The organism is Ureibacillus thermophilus (assembly GCF_004331915.1).
Taxonomy (GTDB): domain Bacteria; phylum Bacillota; class Bacilli; order Bacillales_A; family Planococcaceae; genus Ureibacillus; species Ureibacillus thermophilus.
Genome location: NZ_CP036528.1, coordinates 1,430,024 through 1,448,080 on the forward strand (window position 1 = coordinate 1,430,024; position 18,057 = coordinate 1,448,080).

The window sequence follows — 18,057 nt, forward strand, 5'->3', positions numbered from 1 at the left end:
GTGAAAGGAGGTGAAACAATGAACATTGGAGCATTTTCCTTTGCTATTCATCAACTTCCATCCATTAGCTCAGGAAAGTTAAATCAACCGTCCAATAAAGGGGATAGTAAATTTGGAAACATATTTAGCAGCATGGTTGCGAATAACACGAAAGAAGTAGATGTTCAACGGACTGCTGAAGTTCAAGAGTTGCTTGAGGAAAATTCCTTTAAAGGGGTTTTGGAACTACTAGGGATCTCCTATGATGAAGGGTTGTTTATAGTATCTCAAGGTGAAGAAGAAAAAGCTGTTACTATAGATGAAGTGTTAGAAAATTCGGACAATCTTTTATCTTTATTAAATATCAATCGAGAGCAATTAAACGAAATCCTTCAGCTAATTTTTGGACAAGAAGTGTCAATCAACAATCTTTCGGATTTCATTCAATTCATTAATGAACAACCTCAATTATCAGCTGATATTGCTTTAACCATTCTTGGAAAAGATAATGACAACCAAAAAGTTGCTGTTCAATTGCTGCAGTTGATGAAATTGGTGGAAATCATCTATAAAGAATATTCTATTTCACAACAATCATCACTTTTGTTATCTGAAAATAACAATGAATTTAAGTTGCAAAGAAAACAACCAGCAAATATATTTCAAACGGTGGATAAAGTCTCAGAAAACGAACAATCAACAAAGCCAATTTTCGGTGTAAAAGCGGTATTGCAAAATGTCGAAAACTTGATTTCAATAGAGGGTACAAGCTCATCTGGAAAATTTTCTTTGGAAGGTTTTGAACAATTAGTGCAGCAAGCAAAAACAACAATGGAAAATTCTGCTTCCACTTTGCCAAACACAATGTTGCAGCCGAATTCGGAAACAAAAACTGTAACGATTACATTACCGAATACTAATCAGACTTCTCAAGCAGAGTCGCTCGTAAAACAAATTGAAGCATTGTTGCAGCGCAGCCAGATGGCCAATACCCAAGGAACATCAAAAATATTAATCAAACTCCATCCTGAAAATTTAGGCTCTATTCGCATTGAATTAGTGCATCGGGAAGGCGCAATTACTGCAAGACTTCTAGCTTCTACTTCTCAAGCTAAAGAATTGCTTGACAGCCAAGTTCATCAGTTAAAGCAAGCCTTTGTCCAACAAAACATTCAGCTCGAACGCATCGATATTCAACAAAGTTTACAAGAAACAGATTTGCGTAACCAAAGCTTCTTTAACAATATGTTTAATGGAAGAGAGCGGCAAGAAAAAGAGGAGCAACATTCAGAAGAGAAGCAAGAGGAAGAATCAAAATCCTTCAAAGATTATTTGATTGATGAGGAGGTGTAGGATATGGCGGAAATGTCAGCCATCACAAGCGATTTATATTTATCTAATATCAAAAAAGTTCAGAAACAAACTGGTAACTCAGTACTAGGAAAAGATGACTTTTTAAAACTATTAATCACACAGTTGCAACATCAAGATCCAACGAACCCTGTGGATGATAAAGAATTTATTGCCCAAATGGCCCAGTTCTCAACATTGGAACAAATGCAAAACATGACAAAAGCAATGGAAGATTTGTTTGAATCGCAACAGGAGACACAATTGATTTCATACATAAATTTAATAGGCAAAAAAATAACTTGGCATGAAATTACAGAAGAACTAGATGATAAAGGTTTACCAATTGTTAATGAAGGCCAAGGGGTCATTTCAGAAGTGAAATTTAAAGACGGCTCTCCAGTCTTTGTATTAGAAGACGGAAAAGAGCTGACACCAAGCAATATCTCATCGGTAGTAGATGGCAAATCGAATACTTCAAAGGATACTGTTTCTGATAATCCTCTTGTGGAAGCAAGTATGCTGATTGGAAAAACAGTGAAATATCAAGATGAAAATGGCAATTTCCTTGAAGGAAAGATTGAATCTGTAACAACAAACAATCAAGTGATTGAATATATCTTAGACAACCAGCTTCGCTTAAAGAAAGATCAATTTGAAATAGTGGATAAATAAGGTTGGTGATCATATGCACCGAATCCAATTTCAGCATGTTCCACTGCAATCGGTTCTTGGAAAGCAAAGCACGAAACCAATAGAAAAAAAGTCGACAAGTTTCAGTGAGCAATTTGAGCACGCGAAAAATGAGCTGAAAATCAGCAAGCATGCCAATGAACGAATTCGCGAGCGAAATATCCAGATTTCAGAACAAGAATGGAAAAAAGTCAGCGATAAAGTAATGGAAGCCCGTTCAAAAGGAATCATGCAGCCGCTTGTATTAATGGATCAAGCAGCGATAATCATCAGTGCGAAAAATGGAACAGTTATAACCGTTTTGGAGCGGGATGAAGCAAAAGAACAATTATTTACAAATATTGATGGCACTATTGTGTTATAAGGCAGGACCATTTTGGATGCCTTTGTTTGCGGACTGACAGAAGCAAACGAAAGATGATGATGATAATTTGAAAGGAGAAGGATCATTTATGCTACGTTCAATGTACTCTGCGATTTCAGGTGTGCGTAACCACCAAACAAAATTAGATGTAATTGGGAACAATATTTCCAATGTGAATACACATGGATTTAAGAAAAGCAGAACGATATTTAAGGAAATGGTTTCACAAAATATAGGCAGTGCTTCAGCCGCTACTGCAACTCGAGGCGGTGTCAACCCAAAACAAGTGGGATTAGGATCTACAATGGCTGCTATTGATACAATTCACTCAACAGGTTCCTTGCAATCCACTGCTCGCACCCTTGACTTAGCGATTTCAGGGGATGGCTATTTTATGGTGGCGGATAAAGCAACTGGGACTGGTGTTGGAGGTTCTAGTTTTGCAAGTGTTTTATATACGAGAGCAGGAAACTTCTATATGGATAAAGATGGATATCTTGTAAACGCTGAGGGGAAATATTTGGTTGGTGTTGCACCAGAAAAAGTTAATTCGACTACTGCTAGTACTGATACTGCTTATCCTTTAGCTAAAGATGTAAAAATGAAAAATGATTCGAGTGATTTATCACCACAAAACCCAACAACTTGGGCATCACCAATAGATTCAGGTGCGACAACAGTTTATGCACCAATTCGAATCCCGACGGATGCTACTGAAATGAGTATCGGCCAAGATGGTACGGTAACATTTGTAGATGCCAATGGAGAATTAAGATGGGCCGGGCAAATTGTATTAGCTAAATTCCCTAACCCAGGTGGTTTGCAAAAATCAGGTAGCAACTATTATACTGAAACATCGAACTCAGGAAGCCCTTACACGCAAGTTGGTACGGTAGCAGGTATCGGTTCTGTTGAATCCGGCTTCCTTGAAATGTCAAATGTGGACCTATCAGAAGAGTTTACGGAAATGATTGTGGCACAACGCGGCTTCCAAGCAAATACCCGCATAATTACAACATCTGACCAAATTTTAGAAGAACTTGTGAACTTAAAACGCTAATGATTCTAATTACCTATTTATATAATAGGATGATTATTGGAATGTAAAGGAGGGTCGGGCCGGCTCTTTCCTACCCGGCCCTATTTCAATGATTCAATTAACCAAGTTAAATGGCAAAACTTTTTCAGTGAATGCACTATACATAGAAACGGTCGAATCTTTTCCGGATACGACCATTACACTGACGAATGGGCGTAAATTTATAGTAAAAGAATCGGAAGAAGAGGTAAGGAGAAAAGTGACGGATTATTACCGCACAATTCAAGTCCTTTCTAACCCCCATCTACGAGGTGACGAAGAAAATGAAGAATAATAAATTATTGACGGTAATGCTGATTATATTGGTATCCATTACGCTAATCGGGGTTGTCCTTTTTGTTGTCATCACTCAAATGAATAAACAATCGTCAACCCTTGAACCAAGTATTGATGATATTCTAGAGTCAAGTGTAGATATCCCTGAACTCACGACAAATTTAGCGGATGGACAATTTATTCGAATCGAATTGAAAATCCAAACAGATAGCAAAAAGGCAGCGGAAGAACTAACAAAACGCGACTTCCAAACTAAAAATATTATTATAGAAGAACTTGCTGAAATGACTGAAGAAAACTTAAAAGGAAAAGAAGGAATTATTCTTTTAGAAAACACCATTAAAGCCCGATTAAATGAATTGATGCAAGAGGGTGAAGTGCAACAAGTATATATTACCTCCTACATCATTCAGTAAAGAACCTTGTTGAAATGGAGGTGGACCAATGTCTGGCGATATACTATCCCAATCGGAAATCGATGCTCTGCTTTCCGCCCTTTCTACAGGAGAAATGACTGCGGATGAAATGAAAGCAGAGGAAGAAAAGAAAAAAGTCAAAGTTTATGATTTCAAGCGCGCCTTGCGTTTTTCAAAGGATCAAATCCGCAGTTTGACGCGGATTCATGAAAACTTTGCTCGATTATTAACAACGTTCTTCTCTGCTCAACTTAGAAACTATGTACAAATTTCTGTCGCATCGGTGGATCAAATCCCATTTGAAGAGTTTGTTCGATCTATTCCAAATATGACATTAATAAATGTATTTGAAGTGCCGCCATTAGATGGTAATATTTTAATGGAGATTAATCCGAATATTGCTTATTCTATGTTGGATCGACTAATGGGGGGCAGCGGAACAAGTTATTCAAATGTGGCTAATTTGACAGAGATTGAACAAAAAATCATGACAAATTTATTTGAAAGAGCCTTTGAAAATTTAAGGGAAGCTTGGGAAAATATTGTTGAAATCGATCCAATGCTTGTTGAATTGGAAGTTAATCCACAATTTTTGCAGATGATTTCGCCAAATGAAACAGTTATTGTCATTACAATGAATACAGTGATTGGTGAAACATCAGGAATGATTAACATATGTATCCCGCATGTTGTATTAGAGCCTATTGTACATAATTTATCGGTGCAATATTGGATGCAATCAAATACAAAAGAGCCTACAGAAGCGCAAAAGAAAGCATTGGAAACAAAAGTGAAAAAATCTGATTTGGAGCTGATTGTCGAACTGGGAACATCTACAATTACCATCGAAGAATTTTTAATGATGAATATTGGCGATGTAATCCAGCTTGACAAGAAAATCAACGAGCCATTGATTCTTAAAATTGGAGATATTCCAAAGTTTACAGTTCAACCTGGAAAATTAAAGAAAAAAATGGCAGTTCAAATTATTGAGTCTTTGAATGGAGGAGAAGAAGATGAATGATGATATGCTCTCCCAAGAAGAAATCGATGCCCTTTTAAGGGGGGAACCAATAGATGATTCATCAAATTCAGCTTCTGACACGAATTTGAATGTTGAAGATTATCTAACGGATATAGAACGTGATGCGTTAGGCGAATTAGGAAATATATCATTCGGGAGTTCTGCAACTGCATTATCTGCGCTGCTAGGACAAAAGGTGGAAATTACAACTCCTGTTGTAACAATTATTAATCGCAACAATTTAGAACAAGAGTTTCCACATCCCTATATAGCTGTACAAGTTGAATATACGGCTGGTTTAAGTGGAGCAAATTTATTAGTCATTAAACAATCGGATGCGGCGATTATTGCCGATTTAATGCTTGGAGGCGATGGTCGCAATCCAAGTCCGGACTTAGGAGAAATTCAATTAAGCGCTGTACAAGAAGCAATGAATCAAATGATGGGTTCTGCTGCCACATCCATGTCTACAGTATTTAACAAAAAAGTCGATATTTCTCCACCTTCCCTTGCTTTATTGAATATTAAGGAAAAAGAAGGGGAAGAAAGCATTCCGAGTGACGAAATATTAGTAAAAGTTTCATTCCGTTTGCTCATCGGAGATTTAGTCGATTCATCAATCATGGAATTATTGCCGCTTGAATTTAGTAAAAAGCTTGTGCAAACTTTGCTTGGACAAAGTGAGGCTTCACAATCATCCGAAACAGCGAGCCAACCTGAACCGATGCAACAAACTGCTGCGCCAAGTCCTTCTGTTCAAAAAGAACAACCTGCACCTACTCAAATGCCGCAAAGCAATGTGGCTCAATGGCAGCAGCCAACTCAACAGCCGCATCAACCTGCATACGAGCAGGCTGCAACTGTTCAGGAAGTTCCAAGCTTTACTGGATATGCACAACCAAAACAGCCGGTGAATGTGCAACAAGCAGAATTTGCTAGCTTCGAACAACCGAAGATGTCGGAAACAGAAGCACGCAATTTAAATATGTTGCTTGATATACCTTTGCAAGTAACCGTTGAGTTAGGACGTACAAAACATTCAGTAAAAGAAATCTTACAATTAACTTCAGGTTCCATCATTGAGTTGAATCGTCTTGCTGGTGAGCCAGTCGATATTCTCGTAAACAACCGCCTTATTGCTAAAGGAGAAGTTGTGGTAATTGATGAAAACTTTGGAGTGAGAATAACTGACATCATCAGTCAATCAGAACGCATCAATAATTTAAGATAAAGTAATAAGATAGAGAAAATGGAGGAATCTAGCTATGTCAAAAAGAATTTTGATTGTTGACGATGCAGCATTTATGCGCATGATGATCAAGGATATTTTAACTAAGAATGGTTACGAAGTAGTGGCTGAAGCTTCAGATGGTATGCAAGCAGTAGAAAAATATCTTGAATTGCATCCAGACTTAGTCACAATGGATATCACAATGCCTGAAATGGACGGTATTACAGCGTTGAAAAAAATTAAAGAAGTCGATCCAAATGCTGTTGTCATCATGTGTTCGGCTATGGGTCAACAAGCGATGGTTATCGACGCAATCCAAGCGGGTGCAAAGGACTTTATTGTAAAACCTTTCCAAGCTGATCGTGTAATTGAAGCAATAAAAAAAGCAATAGGTTGATTGGAAAGATGAAAAGATTTTATAAAAAAATAGAACTGGCACTTATATTATTATCCATGTTTCTATTAATTTTTCCGACACAGTTGGTTTCTGCAAATTCCAATAATAAGACAGTGAGCGATATGTATTCAGATAATCCCGAATTGCATACGGAGGATCCTACAGCTGTCGGGGAGACAGCTGTAGGTCTTACAGCGTGGGATTATATAAAAATGCTTCTTACCCTTCTTTTTGTGCTTGTTTTATTGATTTGGGTTTTAAAATTCATCAGTAAAAAAAGCGCACATTTCCAACAAAACAATATTGTACGCAATTTAGGGGGGATTTCCCTCGGTTCTCAAAAATCTGTTCAAATTTTGCAGATAGGAGATGCATTATACATCGTTGGAGTAGGAGAAAATGTAGAGCTCCTAAAAGAAATTAATGAACCAGAGGAAATTCAAAAGCTATTGAGTTATTACAATGAAAAACAAACTTTAACATCAAGTACTCCATACATTACGGAATTGTTGAAAAAATTGAAAGGGCAGTCCAAAAAAAGCGACAATGAATCCAACTCGGATTTTGGAAATATGTTCAACGAGCGTTTATCTGAAATTCATAAGGTGCGCCGCGATGAGCTCGAAAAATGGAAGGAAAAGGAGCACGATAAATAATGGACCAATTTATCTCATTCTTTTCTGATTCTAATCCAATGAATGTTTCTACTTCTGTGAAATTATTGTTGTTATTAACTGTGCTGTCGCTTGCACCTAGTATCTTAATCTTGATGACTTCGTTTACACGAATCGTCATTGTGCTATCTTTTACGCGTACAGCTTTAGCAACAAACCAAACACCTCCCAATCAAGTGATTATTGGGTTAGCCTTATTTTTAACTTTTTTTATCATGGCTCCGACCTTCCAGCAAGTTAATAAGGAAGCGCTGCAACCGCTTTTTAATGAAGAGATAGGCCTTGAAGAAGCCTATGAAAAGGCGAGTGTTCCATTCAAACAATTTATGGCTAAGCATACAAGACAGCAAGATTTGCAACTGTTTTTAGAATATAATCAAGCAGAAAAACCGGAATCGGTGGAAGATATTCCTTTGACCATTTTAGTGCCAGCCTATGCTTTGAGTGAACTGAAAACGGCTTTCCAAATGGGATTTATGATTTTTATACCATTCATTGTAATTGATATGGTCGTAGCAAGTGTCCTCATGTCTATGGGTATGATGATGTTACCGCCAGTTATGATTTCCTTGCCATTTAAAATTTTATTATTTGTACTTGTAGATGGATGGTATTTAGTAGTGAAATCTTTACTCCAAAGTTTTTAGGAGATGATATAAATGTCACAATTAACAGTCATTCAAATAGCTGAGCAAGCGGTATGGGTTGTCCTTTTAGTTGCAGGTCCGTTGATGTTGGTAGCTTTAGTGACAGGTTTAATCATCAGTATTTTCCAAGCAACGACATCCATTCAAGAACAAACATTGGCTTTTGCTCCTAAAATTATAGCGGTATTAGTAGCCATTGTATTTTTTGGGCCGTGGATGGTGTCTAGAATGTCGAACTATTTCTCAGGTATATTGGGCAACTTAACGCGATACATAGGGTGACATAAATGCTGGATATCATACCACAGTTTTCTGTGTTGCTATTAATGTTTGTTAGGGTTTCAGCCTTTTTTGTATCGGTCCCTTTCTTTTCATATCGCACGATTCCGGTACAATTGAAAGTGATTTTAGCTTTAATGTTGGCTTGGATGATGTATTATACAGTTCCTACTAATGCAATACCAATTGATGGGAATTATATCATGTTGATTATTAAAGAAGCAATGATTGGCCTTATTATTGGTTTAGCTGCTGCAATTATTATTTCGATTGTTCAAATTGCTGGTGGTTTAATCGATTTTGAAATGGGTTTTGCTATGGCTAACATTGTCGATCCGCTTACTGGCGCGCAAAGTCCGCTGATGGGACAATTTTTTTACTTTTTAATTCTTTATTTATTGATTGCTACAAATGGTCACCACCTGATTTTAGATGGGATTTATTATAGTTATCAGTTTATCCCGATTGAAGGGTATCCAAATTTTGGTGATGCCGATTTTGCTGAGTTTGTTGCTAAGATGATTGCCGTTGTTTTTTCTGTTGCATTTCAAATGTCTGCTCCTTTAGTAGCGTCATTGTTTTTAGTCACTCTCGCCATCGGGATTACAGGAAAAACCGTTCCGCAGCTAAATATTTTTGTAGTAGGTTTTCCATTAAAAATTATTGTTGGATTCCTCATTCTCTTTATCTCAATGGGGATTATGATAGAGGTAATGCAAAAAGTAATGGGGTTAATGATTACCGTGATGCGTGAATTAATGCAGTTATTAGGTGGTGCTTAAGTTTGAAGCTACTTCTTCCTTTAGACATACAGTATTTTGCAGGTGAAAAAACGGAGAAAGCAACACCGAAGAAGCGCAGAGATGCTCGAAAAAAAGGACAAGTTGTAAAAAGCCAAGATCTATCAGCAGCGATTTTATTGCTCGTTCTTTTTCTTTTTCTTATTTTTATGGCACCCATTATGTTTAAAGGTTTCTTTTCTTTTTTTATACAATACTATGAAAAATACATACTTTTTGAAAATGTGACTGCCGATACAATCATGAATCTGTATGTAGATTCTTTAATGAAAATGGCTGTTATCATATTGCCAGTAATAGCGGTTGCAATGGTTGTAGGAGTCTTTTCAAATGTTTTGCAATTCGGTTTCTTATTTACGACAGAAACGTTGAAGTTGGATTTGAAAAAAATTGATCCCATTAAAGGTATAAAGAAAATTATTTCAGTAAGAGCCGTTGTGAACTTAATTAAGTCTTTGTTAAAAGTTGCATTTATTGGTACCGTTACGGGAATCATTATCTGGATGAATCTTGATAATGTTTTATCCCTAGCTTTTCATAATCCTTGGAATACGTTAACAATTGTTGCAAAACTAACGGCGATGATGGGCATTGCTAGTGCCATTACCTTATTGATTGTGGCAATTCTAGATTATATATATGAAAAATTTGAGTATGAGAGAAATTTGAGAATGTCGAAACAAGACATTAAAGATGAATATAAAAATACGGAAGGGGACCCGCTCATCAAATCGAAAATTAAACAACGGCAACGGGAAATGGCGATGCGGCGCATGATGCAAGAAGTGCCAAAAGCGGATGTAGTCATTACGAACCCAACCCATTACGCAGTTGCTTTAAGATACGATGATGAGTCAATGGATGCTCCTAAAGTCGTAGCAAAAGGTGTAGACTTTGTTGCTCAAAAGATTAAATTGATTGCAAAAGAAAACGATGTAGTTTTGGTTGAAAATCGACCATTAGCGAGGGCGCTTTATGATCAAGTGGAAATAGGAGAAGAAGTGCCAGAAGAATTTTTCAAAGCAGTGGCTGAAATATTAGCTTATGTTTATCGAATTAAACGCAAAATTTAATTTGCAGGAGGGAAAGGGATGAATTTTCGCGACTTGGGAGTATTAGCGTTTATCATAGTGATAGTAGCTATGCTCGTAATCCCTCTACCAACATGGTTGCTAAGTTTTTTAATCATCATTAATATAACGCTCTCTTTAATTGTATTACTCACTGCAATGAATATGAAAGAGGCCTTGGAATTCGGAATTTTCCCGTCCATTATATTAATTTTAACTCTTTTTAGGCTGGGAATTAGTATTTCAACAACTCGTGCAATTCTTTCTCAAGGCGATGCAGGAGACGTCATTGAAACTTTCGGGGAATTCGTAACTGGCGGTAATATTTTAGTAGGTTTAGTCATTTTCTTATTGCTAGTAATTGTGAACTTTATTGTTATTACAAAAGGTTCAGAGCGGGTAGCGGAAGTTGCAGCACGTTTTACGCTAGATGCAATGCCAGGAAAGCAAATGAGTATTGATGCAGATTTAAATGCCGGATTAATTTCTGAAAAGGAAGCGAGAGAACGGCGGGAAAAAGTTGCAAGGGAAGCGGATTTTTATGGAGCGATGGATGGTGCAACGAAATTTGTAAAAGGTGATGCTATTGCATCCATAATTATGGTGTTTATAAACTTAATATTTGGTTTGATTATTGGGATGCTTCAATTAGGCTACTCATTTGCTGATGCAGCGAATCATTTCTCCAAATTGACAGTTGGTGATGGTCTAGTTGCCCAAATTCCTGCGTTGCTCGTTTCAACTGCTACTGGTATTGTAGTTACCCGAGCAGCAAGCGATGGAAACTTGGGACAAGATATTATAGGGCAGTTATTTTCTCAGGCGAAATTGTTATATGTAGCAGCAGGAACGATTTTCTTGCTTGGGCTCTTTACGACAATTCCTGACTGGATTACAATTCCAATTGCTTTATTACTTGCCCTTGGAGCTTATTTGATGAGCCGCAAGAAAGAAGAAAACCCAGAAGAATTGTTGGAGATGGAAGAAGAACAAGTGACCGATACATTGAAAAGTCCAGAAAATGTTGTCAATTTGTTGAATGTGGACCCGATTGAATTCGAATTTGGATATGGTTTAATTCCACTTGTTGATGCACAGCAAGGAGGAGATTTGCTAGATCGAGTTGTCATGATTCGGCGTCAACTTGCATTGGAATTAGGTCTTGTAATTCCAGTTGTGCGCATCCGAGACAACATTCAGTTGCAGCCAAATGAATATCGCATAAAAATTAAAGGAAACGAGATGGCAAGAGGAGAACTATTATTAGATCATTATTTAGCCATGAGTCCTGGCGACGACGATGCAATCGATGGAATTGATACGATTGAACCATCCTTTGGACTTCCAGCTAAATGGATTACAGAAGAAGTAAAAGAAGAGGCTGAAATGCTTGGATATACAGTAGTCGACCCTCCAAGTGTCGTATCTACACATTTGACGGAAATCATTCGTGCAAATGCGCATGAACTTTTAGGACGTCAGGAAACAAAACAGCTAATCGATCATTTGAGAGAAACTCATGCCATTTTAGTGGACGAATTAACACCAACCCCATTATCAATTGGTGAAATTCAAAAAGTTTTAGCCAAGTTACTCAAAGAAAATGTATCCATTCGCAACTTGCCGGTTATCTTTGAAACTTTGGCGGATTATGCGAAATTAACGAGCGATACAGATGTGTTGACAGAATATGTTAGACAAGCACTTGCTAGACAAATTACAAGACAATATGTACAGGACGGTTCAAAATTAAAAGTTATTACCGTCCCAGCAAAAGTAGAGAAAATGATTGCGGATAGCATTCAACAAACAGAACATGGGAATTTCTTGGCGATGGATCCTCAAGATTCACAAATGGTCCTTGAATCCATTGCTAAAGAAGTGGAAAGAGTTTCTTATATGGAGCAAACCCCAATTATCCTATGCTCTCCAGGTATTCGAATGTATTTAAGACAATTGACGGAGCGTTATTTCCCGCAAATACCGATCCTGTCCTACAATGAATTGGATGCCAATGTTGAAATCCAAAGTGTCGGGGTGGTGACTGTCGAATGAAAATGAAGAAATATATTGCCCCTTCCATCAATGAAGCCATGAAACAAGTGCGTGCTGATTTAGGAGAAGAGGCTGTCATCATCAGTTCAAAAGTGGTTGTAAAGAAGAAATTTTTCGGGTTAATCCGAGAGAAAAACTTTGAAGTGCTTGCGGGAATTGATGAAATGGAACCACCAAAATTCATCATTCCCGAACAAAAAAATTTTCCGCCCATTGTCCCGGCTAAAGATGAGCATCATAATGAAGGAAACGTTTCAGAATTAATGGAAGAGATTTCGAGTTTAAAAGAAATTTTAAATTCTCTGAAACAAGAATCCATTCAATCTTCCTTACCTGATGAGCTGAAACCCTTTGTTGATTTTTTGAAACATCAAGAGCTTAATAATGAGCTCATCACGGACATTTGTGATGAGCTTTTTGCTCATTTGAAAACAGAAAAAGAAATTTCCAATCAAGAAATGGTACAGATTGCAAAAAACATATTGCATAAAAAATTTTTTATGCTTCCCATGGGAGGATTATCCTATGAGAAAAAGTATGTGTGTGTGCTAGGACCAACAGGGGTTGGCAAGACAACAACCATTGCCAAAATGGCAGCGCGCAGTGTTTTAGAAAAAAAGAAAAAGATCGGCTTTATTACAACGGATACCTATCGAATAGCTGCCATTGAACAATTAAAGACCTATGCAAATCTCCTTCAAGCGCCGGTCGAAGTCGTTTATAACTTGAATGATTATCAAGTAGCGATTGAAAAATTTGCCCATTTGGATTTAGTGTTTATCGATACTGCGGGGCGCAATTACAAAGAAGTGAAATATGTGAATGATTTGAAGAAATTGATTTCTTTAGATGATGAAGTCGAATCCTATCTTGTCTTATCATTAACAGCTAAAGAAAGAGATAATGAAACGATTATTGAACAATTTAGTGAATTTCCTATTGAGAAATTTATTTTTACCAAAGTGGATGAGACAAATTCTATTGGCGCAATGTATAATTTAATGTTTAAATATAATAAAGGACTTGCTTACTATACTACCGGGCAAGAAGTACCAGAAGATATTGAAGAAGCGACTTTAGAAAAAATACTTGATATATTTTTCCAAGGTGAATTCAAATGAGAGATCAAGCGGAAAAATTGCGAATGAAAATGTTGGAATGTCAAGGGGCTTTAGGAAGATCGATTGCGGTAGTCAGCGGAAAAGGCGGAGTAGGAAAAAGCAATTTTACAACGAATTTCGCAATCAAATTAGCCAAACAAGGTAAAAAAGTCATGATTTTAGATATGGATATTGGAATGGCGAATGTCCATATTTTGATTGGAAACCAAGGGAAATACAATTTAAGGGATTATTTAGAAGGGAACGTTTCCTTTGATGAAATCATCTACCGTGCCCCTTATGATATTCATTTTATTTCCGGCGGTTCCGGCTTTTCTTCAGTAGTAGAATGGTCAAAAGATATGTTTGATGCATTTGTTTACGGCTATGAAAAATTGCAGAAAGAGTATGATTATATTTTATTTGATATGGGAGCGGGAGCAACCAATTGGGCTCTCGATGTGTTGACATCGATTGATGAAATAATCGTTATCACGACTGCTGAACCGACATCCATTACTGATGCTTATTCCATGATCAAATTTATTTATTTTAGAGAGCCGAGCAAAACCTTCTACATCTTAGCCAATCGTGTCTATTCCAATATAGAAGGGAAAGAAACATTGGAGAGGCTGAGAAACACGGTGCTGAAATTTTTGTCAAAAGAAGTATTCATTCTTGGTTGGATGCCGGAAGATGAAACAGTTAGAAAAGCAGTCATTAAACAAGTTCCTTTCACCATCTCGTATCCGGATACGCCGATTTCAAAATCATTAGATGAAATTATCAAACGATTTTTGCTTGAACAACGGAAAGCAGAAATTTCGATGCCTTCGACTGCCGGTTCATTCTTAACTAGATTAAAACGGATTTTCTTGAAAGGTCGTGGTTAGTGGGTGCCTTCGAATAAACATCATTTGTTAATCGTGGATGATTCGGCTTTTATGAGAAAAGTAATTAGTGATTTTTTTAAAGATCATCCATCGATTGAAGTGATTGGTACAGCTAGAAATGGTAAAGAGGCTATTAAAAAAATAGGAGAATTAAAACCGGATGTTGTAACAATGGATGTGGAAATGCCTGAATTAAGCGGCATTGAAACATTAAAATGGATCATGGAAAACACACCTGTTCCTGTCGTGATGCTATCAAGTTTTACAGAAAATGGCGCCCAACAAACGATGCTTGCGATGGAATATGGGGCTGTTGATTTTGTGACAAAGCCTGGCGGTACTATTTCCCTCGATTTGCACAAAGTTAAAGATGAACTGATTCATAAAGTGGAACTTGCTTTAAAAATTCCGATAGAAAAATTAAGAAAACATGGAAGCAACATTAATCAATCAGTAAAAACGTTGCAGCACGATTCTACTATTCATTTGAAAGAAAAAGATATGATTACCGAGACTAAAACTACCCCAAAATTTCAAATTAAAAAATGGAATAAAGCTTCTGACAAAATTGTATTAATAGGAACATCAACTGGTGGTCCTAGAGCATTGCAGCATGTTATCACCAAATTACCTGAGTCTATATCGGCGCCGATTTTAATTGTTCAACATATGCCGCCTGGTTTTACGAAATCGTTGGCAGAAAGATTGAATCATATTAGTAAAATTCGGGTGAAAGAAGCTGAACACGGTGAAGTAATTGAAAGTGGAACAGCTTATATTGCGCCAGGTGGTTTTCATATAAAAATGAAAAAAAATGGCCATCATTATGAAATTGTACTGGATGATAAGGAACCGCCAAGGAGCGGACATCGACCGAGCGTGGATGTGATGTTTGAAAGTGTTGGCCAATATGCAGAATTAGATAAAATTGCAGTCATCATGACGGGAATGGGAAATGATGGCTCCAAAGGATTAATGGCTTTGAAAGAATCCGGTAATGTCATTGCTATTGCGGAGTCTGCTGAAACTTGTATTGTTTTTGGCATGCCAAAAGCGGCCATTGAAACAAAATTAGTTGATGAAGTTGTTAATGTAGATAAAATAGCAGAGACCATAATGAAATATTTGGTGTAGAGGGAGTGTGTTCGAATGGAAATGAATCAACAATATTTAGATATGTTTATTGAAGAAAGTAAAGAACATTTGCAAGCATGTAGCGATCTTTTACTAGAATTAGAAAAAAATCCAAATGACATTTCCATTGTCAATGAAATTTTCCGGTCTGCTCATACATTAAAAGGTATGGCTGCTACCATGGGATTTGAAGATTTAGCCGATTTGACGCATAAAATGGAAAATGTTTTAGATGCCATTAGAAATGAAAAAATCAAAGTTGATTCAAATCTATTAGATATTGTTTTTGAATCGGTAGACCATCTAGAAGCGATGATTACAGATATCGCTTCTGGTGGTAATGGGAAACGGGATGTTTCCGAAATTGTGGAGAAATTAAAAGCGATTGAAGCAGGTAAACAGATTCCTTCGAGCACTCCAGTTCAGCAGGAAATTGCTGCAGATGTAGCGGTAGAAGAAGAGATTTCAGCAGGTCGTTACTTAATTTATGATGAATACGATATTACCGTGCTGCAGCAGTCGAAAGAACAAGGATTCAACGCTTATGAAATTACCGTTTCCCTTCGACAGGACTGTCTACTAAAAGCGGCTCGCGTATATATGGTATTCCAAGTATTAGAAAAATGCGGTGAAGTCATAAAATCTTTCCCAACGGTTGAGAATTTGGAAGAAGAACAATTTGATCAAAATTTCCAAGTGGCATTTATTTCGAAAGATTCTGCAGAAGAAATTCAAAAGAAAGTCAGCAAAGTTTCAGAAATTGAAAATGTTGTTGTAGTTCCATTAACAGATGAAATGGTAAGAAAAGCAAGCAAGGAAGAAATTGCAACAAAAGAACGGCAACAGCAAGATTTAGAGAAATCAAACCAAGCTCCAACTAAGCAAAAAGAAGAACCAGCAAAGAAAGAAACAAATGCTTCTAAACAAAGCGCCCACTCTAAAACAATTCGTGTAAGCATTGAACGACTCGACATTCTAATGAACTTATTTGAAGAATTAGTAATTGACCGAGGACGTTTGCAATCCATCGCAAACGATGTAAAACATTCGGAGTTAACAGAAACTGTTGAGCGTATGAGCCGTACAATGGGCGATCTTCAAAACATTGTGCTCACAATGCGCATGATTCCGATTGAAACGGTATTCAATCGATTCCCTAAAATGGTTCGCTCACTTTCCCGTGAATTGAATAAAAAAATCAATTTGGAAATTATCGGTGCCGAAACGGAACTTGACCGTACAGTGATCGATGAAATTGGAGATCCTTTAGTTCACTTAATCCGAAACTCTGTCGATCATGGCATCGAAAGCCCGGATGTGAGAAAATCAAAAGGAAAACCGGAAGAAGGGACAGTCACTTTAAGAGCGTACCACAGCGGAAATTATGTATTTATTGAAATTGAAGACGATGGAGCTGGAATTAATAAAGATAAAGTATTGAAAAAAGCCATTGAACGGGGCATTGTGACAAAAGAATCAGCTCTTTCCCTTACAGATAAACAAATTAATGAATTGATTTTTGAATCAGGTTTCTCAACTGCTGAAAAAATTACGGACGTTTCTGGACGCGGTGTAGGATTAGATGTTGTAAAAACGACAATTCAATCCCTCGGCGGCAGCATTTCCATCGAATCACAAGAAGATGTTGGTTCAAAATTCTCAATTCAATTGCCTTTAACATTATCAATCATTTCTGTCATGTTAGTAGAAATTGAGAAAGAAATTTATGCAATACCGTTATCATCCATCATCGAAACCTCCATTATTAAAAAATCAGAAATCTTAAATGCCCATAATCAAAAAGTGATTGATTTCCGTGGAAAAGTTGTTCCGCTCATTTTCTTGGATGAAGTATTTGAAGTACCGCGCAGCGAAGCCTTTGATGATGAATATCAATCTGTTGTCATCGTGCGCAAAGGCGATAAATTAGCAGGTTTAGTGGTAGATTCATTTATTGGGCAACAGGAAATAGTGTTAAAATCTTTAGGCAACTATTTGAAAAATATTTTTGCCATCTCTGGTGCAACTATCTTAGGAAATGGTCAAGTAGCTTTAATTATTGATATTAATGCGTTAATGAAATAATGAAATGAGGTGCTGAAAATGGTAACTGTAGCGGAGCAAGAAAGTATAAAAGTCATTGTTTTCAAATTAATGGATAAAGAATATGCAATACCTGTCAGCCATGTGCAAGGTATTGAAAAAATGATGCACATCACTCGTGTGCCAAGAACTGAGAAATTTGTAAAAGGTGTCATCAACTTGCGCGGAGTTGTAACGCCGATTATCAACTTAAGAGAACGTTTTGGACTTCCTCCTGCTGAAAATACAGAATCAGTACGTATTATTATTGTTCAATTGGATGATGTTGAAGTAGGATTTGTCGTGGATTCCGCGAATGATGTCATCGATATTCCAGTAAAATCCATCGAACCTCAACCGGAAGTAGTTGGAGTAAAAGAAGAAGCCTTTATTTCAGGAGTGTCAAAAATCGGAAATCGTTTGTTGATTTTGCTACATCTGGATAAAGTCTTGAATTTATCGGAATAGATTATCATATAAAGTAGGGGTTTACT

General features: G+C 37.0%; 20 protein-coding genes. All 20 read left to right on the forward strand.

Annotation, left to right across the window (positions count from 1 at the left end; all coding sequences use genetic code 11):
• The first annotated feature begins 18 nt into the window (after window positions 1-18).
• The 20 genes from DKZ56_RS07060 to DKZ56_RS07155 all read left to right on the forward strand — a co-directional run bounded on the left by DKZ56_RS07060 (window position 19) and on the right by DKZ56_RS07155 (window position 18,031).
• Entirely contained in the window at window positions 19-1,332 is a 1,314-nt protein-coding gene (locus tag DKZ56_RS07060; RefSeq protein ID WP_208652021.1) for a flagellar hook-length control protein FliK, read from the forward strand.
• Between the two features lie 3 nt (window positions 1,333-1,335).
• On the forward strand, window positions 1,336-2,004 hold the full coding sequence (gene flgD / locus DKZ56_RS07065) for a flagellar hook assembly protein FlgD (protein ID WP_208652022.1): 669 nt from the start codon (window positions 1,336-1,338) through the stop codon (window positions 2,002-2,004).
• Window positions 2,005-2,017: 13 nt separating this feature from the next.
• Window positions 2,018-2,386: a TIGR02530 family flagellar biosynthesis protein gene (locus DKZ56_RS07070; protein WP_208652023.1), complete on the forward strand. Its 369-nt coding sequence runs from the start codon at window positions 2,018-2,020 to the stop codon at window positions 2,384-2,386.
• An 88-nt stretch (window positions 2,387-2,474) separates the two neighbouring features.
• Complete coding sequence (locus DKZ56_RS07075; RefSeq protein WP_208652024.1) at window positions 2,475-3,446, forward strand: flagellar hook-basal body complex protein; 972 nt, start codon at window positions 2,475-2,477, stop codon at window positions 3,444-3,446.
• 88 nt (window positions 3,447-3,534) lie between these two features.
• A complete protein-coding gene (locus DKZ56_RS07080) occupies window positions 3,535-3,759 on the forward strand; it encodes a flagellar FlbD family protein (RefSeq protein WP_208652025.1) in 225 nt (74 codons plus the stop codon).
• Window positions 3,749-4,177 (forward strand): flagellar basal body-associated protein FliL, encoded by a 429-nt coding sequence (fliL, locus tag DKZ56_RS07085; protein WP_208652026.1) that lies wholly within the window; start codon window positions 3,749-3,751, stop codon window positions 4,175-4,177. The genes DKZ56_RS07080 and fliL overlap by 11 nt, the downstream gene beginning before the upstream one ends.
• A gap of 28 nt (window positions 4,178-4,205) precedes the next feature.
• The gene (gene fliM / locus DKZ56_RS07090; RefSeq protein WP_208652027.1) at window positions 4,206-5,201 is read left to right on the forward strand and encodes a flagellar motor switch protein FliM; all 996 of its coding nucleotides are present in this window, start codon (window positions 4,206-4,208) and stop codon (window positions 5,199-5,201) included.
• Window positions 5,194-6,432, forward strand: a complete 1,239-nt coding sequence (gene fliY, locus DKZ56_RS07095) for a flagellar motor switch phosphatase FliY (RefSeq protein ID WP_208652028.1) — start codon at window positions 5,194-5,196, stop codon at window positions 6,430-6,432. Before fliM ends, fliY begins: the two co-directional genes overlap by 8 nt.
• A gap of 34 nt (window positions 6,433-6,466) precedes the next feature.
• Complete coding sequence (locus tag DKZ56_RS07100; protein WP_208652029.1) at window positions 6,467-6,829, forward strand: response regulator; 363 nt, start codon at window positions 6,467-6,469, stop codon at window positions 6,827-6,829.
• Window positions 6,830-6,837: 8 nt separating this feature from the next.
• On the forward strand, window positions 6,838-7,485 hold the full coding sequence (locus tag DKZ56_RS07105) for a flagellar biosynthetic protein FliO (RefSeq protein WP_245989613.1): 648 nt from the start codon (window positions 6,838-6,840) through the stop codon (window positions 7,483-7,485).
• On the forward strand, window positions 7,485-8,150 hold the full coding sequence (fliP, locus tag DKZ56_RS07110; RefSeq protein WP_208652030.1) for a flagellar type III secretion system pore protein FliP: 666 nt from the start codon (window positions 7,485-7,487) through the stop codon (window positions 8,148-8,150). The genes DKZ56_RS07105 and fliP overlap by 1 nt, the downstream gene beginning before the upstream one ends.
• Window positions 8,151-8,162: 12 nt before the next feature.
• Window positions 8,163-8,432, forward strand: a complete 270-nt coding sequence (gene fliQ / locus DKZ56_RS07115) for a flagellar biosynthesis protein FliQ (protein ID WP_208652031.1) — start codon at window positions 8,163-8,165, stop codon at window positions 8,430-8,432.
• Between the two features lie 5 nt (window positions 8,433-8,437).
• A complete protein-coding gene (fliR, locus tag DKZ56_RS07120) occupies window positions 8,438-9,211 on the forward strand; it encodes a flagellar biosynthetic protein FliR (RefSeq protein ID WP_208652032.1) in 774 nt (257 codons plus the stop codon).
• A 2-nt stretch (window positions 9,212-9,213) separates the two neighbouring features.
• Window positions 9,214-10,302 carry a flagellar biosynthesis protein FlhB gene (gene flhB, locus DKZ56_RS07125; RefSeq protein WP_208652033.1) on the forward strand — a complete coding sequence of 363 codons (1,089 nt, stop codon included), beginning with the start codon at window positions 9,214-9,216 and terminating at the stop codon, window positions 10,300-10,302.
• Between the two features lie 18 nt (window positions 10,303-10,320).
• Window positions 10,321-12,354 carry a flagellar biosynthesis protein FlhA gene (flhA, locus tag DKZ56_RS07130; RefSeq protein ID WP_208652034.1) on the forward strand — a complete coding sequence of 678 codons (2,034 nt, stop codon included), beginning with the start codon at window positions 10,321-10,323 and terminating at the stop codon, window positions 12,352-12,354.
• A complete protein-coding gene (flhF, locus tag DKZ56_RS07135; protein ID WP_208652035.1) occupies window positions 12,351-13,475 on the forward strand; it encodes a flagellar biosynthesis GTPase FlhF in 1,125 nt (374 codons plus the stop codon). Before flhA ends, flhF begins: the two co-directional genes overlap by 4 nt.
• Window positions 13,472-14,347, forward strand: coding sequence for a MinD/ParA family protein (locus DKZ56_RS07140; protein ID WP_208652036.1), 876 nt, complete (start codon window positions 13,472-13,474; stop codon window positions 14,345-14,347). The genes flhF and DKZ56_RS07140 overlap by 4 nt, the downstream gene beginning before the upstream one ends.
• 51 nt (window positions 14,348-14,398) lie before the next feature.
• Window positions 14,399-15,481, forward strand: a complete 1,083-nt coding sequence (locus tag DKZ56_RS07145) for a protein-glutamate methylesterase/protein-glutamine glutaminase (RefSeq protein ID WP_208652194.1) — start codon at window positions 14,399-14,401, stop codon at window positions 15,479-15,481.
• 15 nt (window positions 15,482-15,496) lie between these two features.
• Window positions 15,497-17,566 carry a chemotaxis protein CheA gene (locus DKZ56_RS07150; protein WP_208652037.1) on the forward strand — a complete coding sequence of 690 codons (2,070 nt, stop codon included), beginning with the start codon at window positions 15,497-15,499 and terminating at the stop codon, window positions 17,564-17,566.
• A gap of 18 nt (window positions 17,567-17,584) precedes the next feature.
• Window positions 17,585-18,031, forward strand: coding sequence for a chemotaxis protein CheW (locus tag DKZ56_RS07155; RefSeq protein ID WP_208652038.1), 447 nt, complete (start codon window positions 17,585-17,587; stop codon window positions 18,029-18,031).
• Window positions 18,032-18,057: the final 26 nt, after the last annotated feature.

Coding starts and splice junctions, on each gene's coding strand:
- DKZ56_RS07060 (WP_208652021.1), top strand. CDS start 19: ATGAACATTGGAGCATTTTCCTTTGCTATTCATCAACTTCCATCCATT.
- flgD (WP_208652022.1), top strand. CDS start 1,336: ATGGCGGAAATGTCAGCCATCACAAGCGATTTATATTTATCTAATATC.
- DKZ56_RS07070 (WP_208652023.1), top strand. CDS start 2,018: ATGCACCGAATCCAATTTCAGCATGTTCCACTGCAATCGGTTCTTGGA.
- DKZ56_RS07075 (WP_208652024.1), top strand. CDS start 2,475: ATGCTACGTTCAATGTACTCTGCGATTTCAGGTGTGCGTAACCACCAA.
- DKZ56_RS07080 (WP_208652025.1), top strand. CDS start 3,535: ATGATTCAATTAACCAAGTTAAATGGCAAAACTTTTTCAGTGAATGCA.
- fliL (WP_208652026.1), top strand. CDS start 3,749: ATGAAGAATAATAAATTATTGACGGTAATGCTGATTATATTGGTATCC.
- fliM (WP_208652027.1), top strand. CDS start 4,206: ATGTCTGGCGATATACTATCCCAATCGGAAATCGATGCTCTGCTTTCC.
- fliY (WP_208652028.1), top strand. CDS start 5,194: ATGAATGATGATATGCTCTCCCAAGAAGAAATCGATGCCCTTTTAAGG.
- DKZ56_RS07100 (WP_208652029.1), top strand. CDS start 6,467: ATGTCAAAAAGAATTTTGATTGTTGACGATGCAGCATTTATGCGCATG.
- DKZ56_RS07105 (WP_245989613.1), top strand. CDS start 6,838: ATGAAAAGATTTTATAAAAAAATAGAACTGGCACTTATATTATTATCC.
- fliP (WP_208652030.1), top strand. CDS start 7,485: ATGGACCAATTTATCTCATTCTTTTCTGATTCTAATCCAATGAATGTT.
- fliQ (WP_208652031.1), top strand. CDS start 8,163: ATGTCACAATTAACAGTCATTCAAATAGCTGAGCAAGCGGTATGGGTT.
- fliR (WP_208652032.1), top strand. CDS start 8,438: ATGCTGGATATCATACCACAGTTTTCTGTGTTGCTATTAATGTTTGTT.
- flhA (WP_208652034.1), top strand. CDS start 10,321: ATGAATTTTCGCGACTTGGGAGTATTAGCGTTTATCATAGTGATAGTA.
- flhF (WP_208652035.1), top strand. CDS start 12,351: ATGAAAATGAAGAAATATATTGCCCCTTCCATCAATGAAGCCATGAAA.
- DKZ56_RS07140 (WP_208652036.1), top strand. CDS start 13,472: ATGAGAGATCAAGCGGAAAAATTGCGAATGAAAATGTTGGAATGTCAA.
- DKZ56_RS07145 (WP_208652194.1), top strand. CDS start 14,399: ATGAGAAAAGTAATTAGTGATTTTTTTAAAGATCATCCATCGATTGAA.
- DKZ56_RS07150 (WP_208652037.1), top strand. CDS start 15,497: ATGGAAATGAATCAACAATATTTAGATATGTTTATTGAAGAAAGTAAA.
- DKZ56_RS07155 (WP_208652038.1), top strand. CDS start 17,585: ATGGTAACTGTAGCGGAGCAAGAAAGTATAAAAGTCATTGTTTTCAAA.